This window comes from Aureivirga sp. CE67, assembly GCF_015767245.1.
Classification (GTDB): domain Bacteria; phylum Bacteroidota; class Bacteroidia; order Flavobacteriales; family Flavobacteriaceae; genus Aureivirga.
The window spans coordinates 456,317-466,280 of record NZ_JADOTV010000002.1 but is presented as its reverse complement, the minus strand read 5'-3'; the positions used below and the strand labels follow the sequence as shown (position 1 = coordinate 466,280).

12 protein-coding genes are annotated in these 9,964 nt (G+C 27.6%); 5 read left to right on the top strand and 7 right to left on the bottom strand.

Translation table 11 applies throughout. The features are described from left to right. Positions 1-337: 337 nt before the first annotated feature. Positions 338-907 carry a hypothetical protein gene (locus I0K12_RS05915; RefSeq protein WP_196886135.1) on the bottom strand — a complete coding sequence of 190 codons (570 nt, stop codon included), beginning with the start codon at positions 905-907 and terminating at the stop codon, positions 338-340. 58 nt (positions 908-965) lie between these two features. Next, positions 966-1,388, bottom strand: a complete 423-nt coding sequence (locus tag I0K12_RS05910; protein WP_196886134.1) for a hypothetical protein — start codon at positions 1,386-1,388, stop codon at positions 966-968. A 241-nt stretch (positions 1,389-1,629) separates the two neighbouring features. On the opposite strand from I0K12_RS05910, the gene I0K12_RS05905 reads away from it, so the two are divergent. Next, entirely contained in the window at positions 1,630-2,277 is a 648-nt protein-coding gene (locus I0K12_RS05905; protein ID WP_196886132.1) for a hypothetical protein, read from the top strand. Here the strand turns inward: I0K12_RS05905 and I0K12_RS05900 are convergent. The 3 genes from I0K12_RS05900 to I0K12_RS05890 all read right to left on the bottom strand — a co-directional run bounded on the left by I0K12_RS05900 (position 2,263) and on the right by I0K12_RS05890 (position 4,622). Next, on the bottom strand, positions 2,263-3,066 hold the full coding sequence (locus I0K12_RS05900; protein ID WP_196886130.1) for a hypothetical protein: 804 nt from the start codon (positions 3,064-3,066) through the stop codon (positions 2,263-2,265). The genes I0K12_RS05905 and I0K12_RS05900 overlap by 15 nt on opposite strands. A gap of 3 nt (positions 3,067-3,069) precedes the next feature. Next, positions 3,070-3,816, bottom strand: a complete 747-nt coding sequence (locus I0K12_RS05895) for a hypothetical protein (protein WP_196886128.1) — start codon at positions 3,814-3,816, stop codon at positions 3,070-3,072. Between the two features lie 74 nt (positions 3,817-3,890). Further along, entirely contained in the window at positions 3,891-4,622 is a 732-nt protein-coding gene (locus I0K12_RS05890) for a carboxypeptidase-like regulatory domain-containing protein (protein WP_196886126.1), read from the bottom strand. 327 nt (positions 4,623-4,949) lie between these two features. Between I0K12_RS05890 and I0K12_RS05885 the strand changes: the two genes are divergently transcribed. The 4 genes from I0K12_RS05885 to I0K12_RS05870 all read left to right on the top strand — a co-directional run bounded on the left by I0K12_RS05885 (position 4,950) and on the right by I0K12_RS05870 (position 8,916). Further along, positions 4,950-5,981, top strand: a complete 1,032-nt coding sequence (locus tag I0K12_RS05885; protein WP_196886124.1) for a helix-turn-helix domain-containing protein — start codon at positions 4,950-4,952, stop codon at positions 5,979-5,981. Between the two features lie 124 nt (positions 5,982-6,105). Beyond that, the gene (locus I0K12_RS05880; protein ID WP_196886122.1) at positions 6,106-6,888 is read left to right on the top strand and encodes a glycosyltransferase; all 783 of its coding nucleotides are present in this window, start codon (positions 6,106-6,108) and stop codon (positions 6,886-6,888) included. Then, a complete protein-coding gene (locus I0K12_RS05875; RefSeq protein WP_196886120.1) occupies positions 6,875-8,272 on the top strand; it encodes an ArnT family glycosyltransferase in 1,398 nt (465 codons plus the stop codon). Before I0K12_RS05880 ends, I0K12_RS05875 begins: the two co-directional genes overlap by 14 nt. Positions 8,273-8,274: 2 nt before the next feature. Beyond that, the gene (locus I0K12_RS05870) at positions 8,275-8,916 is read left to right on the top strand and encodes a YceI family protein (RefSeq protein ID WP_196886118.1); all 642 of its coding nucleotides are present in this window, start codon (positions 8,275-8,277) and stop codon (positions 8,914-8,916) included. Positions 8,917-9,025: 109 nt separating this feature from the next. On the opposite strand, the gene I0K12_RS05865 is transcribed toward I0K12_RS05870, so the two are convergent. Both I0K12_RS05865 and I0K12_RS05860 read right to left on the bottom strand, forming a co-directional pair. Further along, positions 9,026-9,502 carry an SUKH-3 domain-containing protein gene (locus I0K12_RS05865; RefSeq protein WP_196886117.1) on the bottom strand — a complete coding sequence of 159 codons (477 nt, stop codon included), beginning with the start codon at positions 9,500-9,502 and terminating at the stop codon, positions 9,026-9,028. Positions 9,503-9,527: 25 nt separating this feature from the next. Continuing rightward, the gene (locus tag I0K12_RS05860) at positions 9,528-9,962 is read right to left on the bottom strand and encodes an SMI1/KNR4 family protein (RefSeq protein ID WP_196886116.1); all 435 of its coding nucleotides are present in this window, start codon (positions 9,960-9,962) and stop codon (positions 9,528-9,530) included. Positions 9,963-9,964 lie beyond the last annotated feature (2 nt).

Genomic DNA, 9,964 nt, shown 5'->3' with positions numbered 1-9,964 from the left:
TTGCAATTCTTCATAGTATCTTTTAATTTCGTTTTTTTGAGTGATTTCATGATGTATTTTGATTTTTGGCGAAACAAAAATATCATTTTTTTGGAATCACTCTTTTTTTATGAAAAAGCCGTGAATACTATTATAAGGTATACTTCTATCATAATAATAATTTTTATCTTTCTTATTCTCCTGAGAAAATCCAATTAATGCAGTCATCATTAAAACTAATGATAATAATATCTTTTTCATATTTTTAAAATTTTAAAGATCTAATATAAAAAATATCTATCATAATACTTCAATAATCAAAACTTTAAATAATAAAAAACAACAATCTTAAATTACTCTAAAACAACACTCCTAAACTAATTCCAACTCCATTTGAATTTAGAGTTTTTTTTGCAGATCCTTCTTCAGATTTCAAATACTTATTTGTATAAAATATATCCGTCACAATAAACAATTTATTAAAAGGATTGAATTTATATCCAGCTCCAATATTTCCCATAAATCCTCCAGGAGCAGAGCTTGTTTTGATAGTCATTCCAAGATCTGTATAAGCGTAAAATGAGTTTTTTTCTTTAGACAAATACCATCTAAAATCTGCAAATAATGGAATAGAATTAAATCCTGGTTTTTCATATCTATCTAAACCAATTCCTACACCAATTGAAAATCTTTCAGATAAAAAGAATCCATTTATTGTTTGTAAAGATTTAGCATGACTACCTTTTGAGTCATAATCATAATTTGCAGTTGCATCTGGCCATTCTATCTTTTCTTTACTACTGAATGCATTGATATAGCTTATTTTTGTAATGTTGAAAAAACCTTTATTCTTATTCGTATCTTGAGCATAAGTACAAGTAACCAAAAAGACAAAAGCAAAAACCAAAGTATTTTTTATAAATTTCATAAGTTTATTTTTTTTATAAAAAAACCCAATGAATTCTCATTGAGTTTAATTTTAATATTTACATTTTTTTAAAAATCCCTATTATATCACCATCTTCTGTGTCGAAAATTATTTCTAAAATGTTACCCTCAATAGAAAAAGTGGCATCTATGTAAATTTCATCATCTTCCTCACTATAAACCAATAATTTGTTGTCATTTACAATATAATCTACATAAATACCACTATTTGGAACATAACAATTTTCTTCATGTCCAACTATGGTAAATAAATTGTCTACTGTAAATTCATAGTAATCTTTTTCACAGCCTATTTGGTGTTCATATTCTTTTTGAACATCATTTATAATACTAGCTTCAATAGCCCACTTTCCAACAATACTCTCTACTTTTTTTTGATTTCCATCATCATCACTTGAACAAGAAACTGCTGGTATTATTAATAACATTAAAATGAATCTGATAAAATAATTTGCTTTCATAGCTTATCTATTTTCGTTAATAAAAATCGAACAATACCAACAATAATGCCAATAAATTAATTATTCTATTTTTTTTTAACATTAATAACTAATTATTACTTCTAGTAATTTTATTCTAGAATTCATTTTTTTTTCATTCAAATACTCTTTTATTCTTCCATTTCCACATCCTTTCAAGCAATTTGTAGAACTAAATCTTTTGTTTTAATTTTAATAATGAACTCTTAAAATCTTCTATAATTTGCTCTATTTATCTTTTTTATTATCCAAAGAAAGTCTTTCCATAATTGCAGTTCTTGTCTTGATTTTGGGAAACTACGGTTATATCTATGGAATCATAAAAAAGCAAATAAAACCTCATATTTTCACATGGATTATTTGGACTATTCAAACTTATATCGCAGCTGGTGGACAGTGGAAAGGTGGAGCTTATTGGGGTGCTGTTCCTACTTTAATGAATGCAACTTTGTGTCTTGTAATCACAATTCTTTGTATTTCTAATGGTGAGAAAAAAATCACTAAAATAGATTGGTTTTTATTCATAAGTTCAATCATAGCAATCCCGGCGTGGATGCTAACAAAAACACCTTTTCTCTCAGAACTTATCGTTAGTGTTGTCAACCTAATTGCATACATTCCTACAATGAGAAAATCTTGGAACAAACCATTACAAGAAGGTCTGACAGTTTACACTTGGTCAAATGTAACTCAAATCTTATCTCTTTTTGCGCTAAGAAATTATACGCTAACAACAATTATGTATCCAATTTCTTGTATCCTAGCAAATGCAACAACTTCAGTTTATTTATTAGTTCGAAGAAAAAAACTACACAATGTTTATTTTATTTCTGGAATGAAAGAAGAAAATAACAACTTATCTACTAAGTAAAAATATCTCTGATGATTCTTTATCAAATTTAGCTTTAAATCTATGTTTATCATTTTCTTCTGGTTTAAAATTATTGGAAATAAAACCATATCCCAAAATATAATGAATATCGATTTTTGGTGTAACAATAACTCCGTTTTGGTTTACAATTTCTTCAATTTCAATATTTCTAATAAAGCTACTTTTTGTTAATTCTTCTTGTTCTAGAAATACTGAATAAGCTCCAGATTCCTGTTCGATTAACTCATATTTCAGATATGGATTCGTGGCAACCTTTTCTTCTATTTTACGAAAATTATCATAATGTTTTTTATTTACAAATGCATCAAAAGCTTCTAAATATGCATTTAAAACATCTAACTTCAGCTTTAAAACAATTAACTTATCATCTAACACTTCTAAATCCTTTAAAGAATTAAACTTTGTTCTTGTTTTAAATTTTGTCTTTTTGAAAAAAGCAGAATATAACCGAAAAGCATTTTCTTTTTCAGAAAATAAAGAATCTTTCAAATCTATTTTCATTAGATATTCATTGTAAACTTCATCCCAAAAAATATCATTTTGAAATCTCTCTAAGACTCTTTCTTTAGGACTAATCGATTTATTGCTTTTATATAATTCCCTTGCATATCTACGAAGTTTTATTAAAGAATCTAATTTTTCTTTTCTTTTTTCATATTGCTTTGAAAGAAATTGAATTGTTTCTTCTCTCTGATTTTCATTCTCATCACATGAAAATAAAACAAATGAAAACAAAAGAATTCCAATGAATAATATTTTATTTTTCATAGCTTATTTAATTATTAAATCATAATCTATCGGAAGATTGATTCTTCCATTAATTGTATAATAAACAACATTTCCATTCATTCTATAAATTCCTGAATCAAGTGGACTTATTTCGATTTCAGAAAACACTTTACAATTTTTATTTTCTAGTTTAAACCATTCATTTTCATGATAAGAAAAAGAAATCTCATTAGCTTCACTAAATGTTGGATACCAAGTAATAGGAGTTATTTTTTTCTTGTTATTTTTAGCATCACTAATCAAAGAAAGTACAAAAGGTTCAATTGGCTGCATGCGTGTGGAATTATCTATTTCACAATAATAATGTGCTTCCTGAATTAAATTACTTTTTAATAATAATTCTTTCGTCTTAAAAGGAAGATTTTTTTCTAAAAATGCATAACTATAATTTAGAAAATTCCTTAATCGATAAGTATTTTTCTCAGGAATTTTGTTTAGAAAATAATTTTTCTCTTTTAGCAAATCTCTGTGTCTATTGTCTGATGAGAAGATAGCGTTTAGTTCTTTTTTATAAGTAAAAAAATCATCTAAATTTTTCATTTGTTCTTTCATAGAAAAATCCATATTTCTATCAAAAAACTCAATAGATCTGGTATTTAATTCTAATAATTGAACTTCTATTTCTTCTTCAAGAAGTTTATTCATCATTTCTTTTTCTTCATTTCTACTACAAGAAATCTGAAATAAGGAACAAAATAAAACTAAAATTAAAATCTGTTTGTGCTTCATAGCTTTTATAGTTTCACAATTAAAACAATCTTTTTTAAAACCTTCAAATCAAAAAATCCTTATCAAATCCTCTCCTATTTTTCTTTTTCTTCTAAATATTTTTTAAAATGCTCTGTCTCTTTAAAATCCACCCAACTTCCGACCATAAAAAATTGAATTTCCTCTCTTTCTTCATTATTTATAGAAATTCGAAGCTCATTTTTATCAACCAAATAATTCAAAAACATATCTATAATTTCCTCTGTCAAGTCTAGTTCTTCTTGTAAAAAATCAGAATAATTTTCTTTCAAATAATTAAACTTCATCACTTTTTTTTCTGCTGCCAAATGTTTTTTCATCCGTTTTGTTCTTCCACTAATCGCATTAATTATCGGATCAATTAGACCTGTAGTAGCTAATCTATATCTTCTTTCTGCAACCGTTGGTTTCTTTTTTCCTTTTGGAACAATACCTAAAGAAACCGCATCTACTTTTGGAGCATTGTATAAAACTACTTCGTTCAATTCATTGATAATTGGTCGCATTTTTGCCTGATAAAGCTCTTTCTCAAAATACCTTTCTCTTACAATCAAAATCAAATTCTCCATACCAACATAGGAAAAACTTAAAGTATCGCCAGCTTTTGTTTGTATTTCAAAAATACCTTCTTCATTTGTTGTAGTTACCACTTTAGTCGTTTTGTTTTTGATATGTACATTTTCTAATCTTTCTCCAAGACTCAAAACTTCTCCTTTCAATTTTTTCTCTTGTGCAACTACACTAACACAAACAAGAAAACAAAGAATACATTTCCATAGTAAGTTCATTTTTTCGTGGGTTTTATAATTTTTAAAACATCAGCTTTTCCAACATTTTTTTACAGTAGCAATTTAAAAAATCAAAATAGAAAATCTTCAAAAGCTTAAAAAAATTAAGTTCCAGAGAAAAATAACAGAAATACAGAGCAATTTCACAAAAATCACAAATAAATAAAAATCAATGGTTTAAATTTTAAAAAAGTTCGAAATCTGTTTTCTGAACCTTTTTAATTTCCATAATTTGAGCTGAATAGTATTTTTGCAAATTTTTAAATCGTTATTATAAATAGAATCCTAAAATTCTTAAGTATCTTAGTTTAAATTTCGACAAAATCTATGTTACAAACAATCCAAATTATTGCCATTCTTCAAGGTTTATTCTTATTATTAATTTTGATAAGACAAAAAAAAGAATTCAAACCAGTAAATTTTTGGCTTTTAATTGGACTTATAATTTCCATTGTTGGTTATGCAATAGGCGATGATGATTACAATCTTTTTGTGAAAGATGCGCATTGGTTTTTTTTCTACGATTTATTGTTTATTACTTTTTTCTTTCTATTTATCAAATACCAATATTCCGATAAAAAGAAATTCGATCAAAGAGATTTTGTCTATTTTATCCCTTATTTAATATTCACCGTTTTTGAAATTTTTGAAAATGTCTTTTTTATTGAAAATGCATTTACGTCAGTGATCATGCGAATTCCAATCATGTTGGTAATTTCTTATTATTTGGTGAACACTATATATATTACCTACAAAAAAGCAGAGAAAAAATGGGTTTTATATTTTCTGATTCCTTATACTATTATTTTTTTGGTTGAAAAATTGGCAGATATTCTTTATCAAAAACACGATAGCATTCCTTTTATCGAAAGTTATGGAATCATCGGTTTGTCGGTTTTACTTTTCTATATTATTATTTTCAATTTTATCATCAATCCGAAATCTGTTTTGCCAAAACCTAAATTGGAGAAATATAAAAGTTCCAACCTAAAAAAAGATACTATTGAAACAGAAAAGCAACGAATTCTAGATCTTTTTGAAAAGGAAAAAATCTTTAAAAACAAAGAAATCAAAGTAAACGATGTTGCAAAACAATTGGGAATTTCTAGGCAACAATTATCTGAAATTTTGAATCTACATCTTGGTGGAAATTTTCAAGACATTTTGAATAAATATCGTGTGGAAGAATTTATCAACTATCTTCAAGACGAAAAATATAAAAACTACACTTTATTAGGTATTGCTTTCGAGGTTGGTTTTAGCTCCAAAACCTCTTTTTACACATGTTTTAAAAAAGAAAAAGGGATGACTCCAAATGCTTTTAAGAAGAGTTTGGAGAAAAAAGACGATAATTCATAAACATTTCATTTCTATTCGTTTCAAATAAGTTCGACATCTGTTTTCAGGACTTATTGAACTCGTTTTGACTGAATTTGGGTTTTAATTTTGCTGCAAAGTTTTTGACAATTTTAAACCTCAAAGAATGCAATTTAATCATGAATTAATAATCGTTATCCCTTGTTTCAACGAAGCAAATCGACTACAGGTTGATTTATTTGAAAAATATTTATCTCTCGATTTAAGTCGATTTATTTGTTTTGTAAACGATGGTTCTTCCGACAATACAAAAGAAGTTTTAGAAGCAATTGAGCAAAAATTTCCAGACCAAGTAGAAGTTTTAAATCTTCAAGAAAATAGAGGAAAAGCTTTTGCAGTAAGAGCAGGAATTTTACTTTGTCTAAAATGTTTTGAGTTTCGAAACATCGCTTATCTAGATGCAGATCTTTCTACTTCTTTGGAAGAATGTTATGAAATTCATCAAAAATTAAACGAAAATTATTCTTTTGCATTTGGTTCAAGAATTGCAAAATTAGATACCAAAATTGATCGAAAATTCTACCGTTTTTTCATAGGAAGAATTATTGCTACTTTAATTTCTCTACAACTAAAAGTCAAAGTTTATGACACTCAGTGTGGTTGCAAAGTTTTTTCGAAAGAAATCGTAAGCGGAATATTTCAAGAAAAATTTATTTCCAAATGGCTTTTTGATGTCGAAATTTTCCATCGACTCATTCATTCTTTAGGACAAGAAGAAATCAAAAATAATTGTTTAGAAATCCCATTAAAAAGTTGGATTGATACGGACGATTCTAAAGTCAAATTTTCTTATTTCTTCAAACTCTGGTTCGATTTACTGCGAATCAAAAATAAATACAAAACTTCAGAAAAGAACCACAAAAAAGCTTTAGAAAATGCCTTATCTTAAAACGAACAAAATGGTGAATCTGCTAGTTATTTTCATTCTATTCCTACGAGCTTTTCTAAACGCTGTGATTCCTTTCATGGATAAAACGGAAGCTCGCTATGCAGAAATTGCTAGAATCATGGCAGAAACGCAACAATGGATCATGCCGCAAATAGATTATGGAATTCCGTTTTGGGCAAAACCTCCGCTTTCTACTTGGTTTTCGGCACTTAGTATTTCTGCTTTTGGAAACAACGAATTTTTCGTCCGACTTCCAGCTTTACTTTTATCTATAGGTATTCTTTTTTTAGTTGGAAAATATGCTAAAAAAGAAAACTTACCTTTCTTCTTACCTGGTCTAATTTTATTAACGATTCCAGAATTTATTTTGCACACAGGTGTAGTTTCTACAGATGTTAGTCTTTCTTTTTGTGTTGTTCTAACAATGCTTTCATTTTGGGAAACGATGCAAAAAAATTCGAAGAATTATTGGAAATATTTATTTTTCGTAGGACTTGGTTTTGGTTTGCTAGCAAAAGGCCCTATCGTATTTATTCTGACATTTCCTCCACTTTTTCTTTGGACAATTATTCATAAAAAACATTTTATTATTTGGAAAAAATTTCCGTGGATTCTCGGAATTCTTATTGTAGGATTCATTTCGATTCCTTGGTATTATTTAGCTGAAAAAGAATCAGAAGGTTTTATTAATTATTTCATCGTTGGAGAACATTTCAAACGTTTTTTTGATGCAAGTTGGAGCGGAGACAAGTATGGGTTTCCAAAAATTCAACCTTTGGGAATTGTTTGGATTTTCTTACTTCTCTTCACGCTTCCTTGGTGTTTTTCTTTCGGAAAAAATCTTTGGACACACAAAAAGCAATTGCTAAAAAAACCTTGGGTTAGTTTTCTTTTTTTATGGTTTCTATGGACGCCTATATTTTTCACTGTTTCTAAAAGTTTAATCCATCCATATATTTTGCCTGTTATGGTGCCTTTTGCTTTGCTCATCTTGCATTGGTGGAAAACTATAAGACATAAGAAAACACAATTCTGCATCGGTTTTCTGATTCCTTTTTTAGCTATTCTGGTTTTTATTTCTACAAAATGGACAGGAGATTTTGAATATTATATCAAGTCGGACAAATATCTTTTAAAAAATACGGTAGAAGAAATTCCGCTTTATTACCTAGAAGACAAAACTTATTCAAGTCAGTTTTATAGTCAAGGAAAAATTCAGCAGATTTCTATGGAAGATTTGCAAAACAAAATTGAAAACAAGGAAGCTTTACAAATTATCATTGAACATAAAAAAGCTTTAAAAATGGATATTCCAACCTATAAAAAACTAAAAGTTAGAACTCAAAATAAAAACAAAGCATATTATACTTTTAATTATAAATAATCATGAAAAAAACAATCTTAATCGGTTTTTTTGGTCTATTATTTCTTGCAGCGTGCGATGAAGCTCCAAAGCAATCCGAAATAAAAACCACAGAAAAAGAAGTAAAAAAAGAAGCAACAATCGATAATGGAATCTATAAAGTTGTTTCTAAAAAATCTGTTTTGGACTGGGAAGCAAAGCAAATTTCTGGAGGACATACTGGAATTTTTCCTATTTCTAAAGGGCTTTTGGAATTACAGAATCAGAAAATCACGAAAGGAACTTTTGAATTTAACATCAAAGATTTAGAAGTAACAGACATGGAAAAAGAAGATGAAGATTATGTAGAAATCTATAATCATCTTATCGATCCAGATTTTTTTGAAGCAGAAAAATTTCCGAAAGCAACTTTTCAAATCACCAACTTTTCTGACGGAATGCTTACTGGTAATTTAAAAATGCGTGGTATTGAAAATGAAATTTCTTTCCTTGTCCAAATCAAAAAAGAAAACGAACATTTAATTCTTACATCAAATGCTTTTTACATTGATAGAACACAGTGGAAAATTGGACCAAAATCTGAAAAGTTATTTAGTCTTACAGAATTAATGGATAGCACTATTAAAGACAAAGTAAAAATTCAGTTTAAAGTTTATTTAGTTTAGTTTTGAAATGATTTTTAAACAGCAATTATTTATTAATTGCTGTTTTTAATTTATTTTGAACATCAAAACTTCAGGTTCAAGGCAATATTTTAATCTTTTCTATAAAATTTCAAACTCTATATGACACCCAACTTTTTTTTTCAAAATCCCAATATAATATATCAGAGTAGTCTTCACATATTATTTTGCTCAACCCTTCATAAAAATTATCTGAAAGTAAAACGATCGTTTCTCCAACCATATAAATTCTTCCATCTTTATCACACTCCACAACTGACCTATCCATATCATAATACCCTAATGGATACGTTATCAAATCATTTCCATAAGAAGCATATTTATTTGAATAAGTCTTAAAATTAATTGATTTAAACAGGTAAAATGTCAGATGCCATGTTGCAACAAAATCATCACCAAATACAGGCATTGTCTTTACTCTTAAGTCTCCATATTCGTACAAGAATTCTTTTAAAAAGTCAGGTAATTTTTCAAAATTCTTTAGTTTGTCAAATTTCTTTTGAACATTTCTTCCAGGATACCATCCTGCTTTTCTAAACATCTTATCTACTCCTTTTCTAAATTTCATATCAATTATTTTTATAGAGTAAAAATCAACCTGAATATTCTTCCAAATCTTCAACAAACTCTTCAAAAGAATCCGCTAATTCTTCTAAATCACCATTATCATACATAAGACCTATCACACCTCCCATAAGGGTTCCATTCAGTTCCATATAAATAGTACTACTTGGCGAAGCTCCAATTGGAATTGCATTTTTAGGAAAAGGAGTATTCCCTAAATATTTTAGATATTTTACAATTTCATTATTTCCATATTTTATAGAATAAAAACAATCAATCATATATTCTCCAAGAAAAGCTTCGTTCTCTTCTTCTGGCACTCCTCCGTTATAATTTAAAATAAGTCTTTTATATGCTATTGGTAATACAATATCGTATGGAAGATTTAATTTTTCTTTAATGGAAGCTTCAAATTCTTGTAATTCTTCAATGCTAATTTTTTGTTTTTCTAATATTATTTTCATGT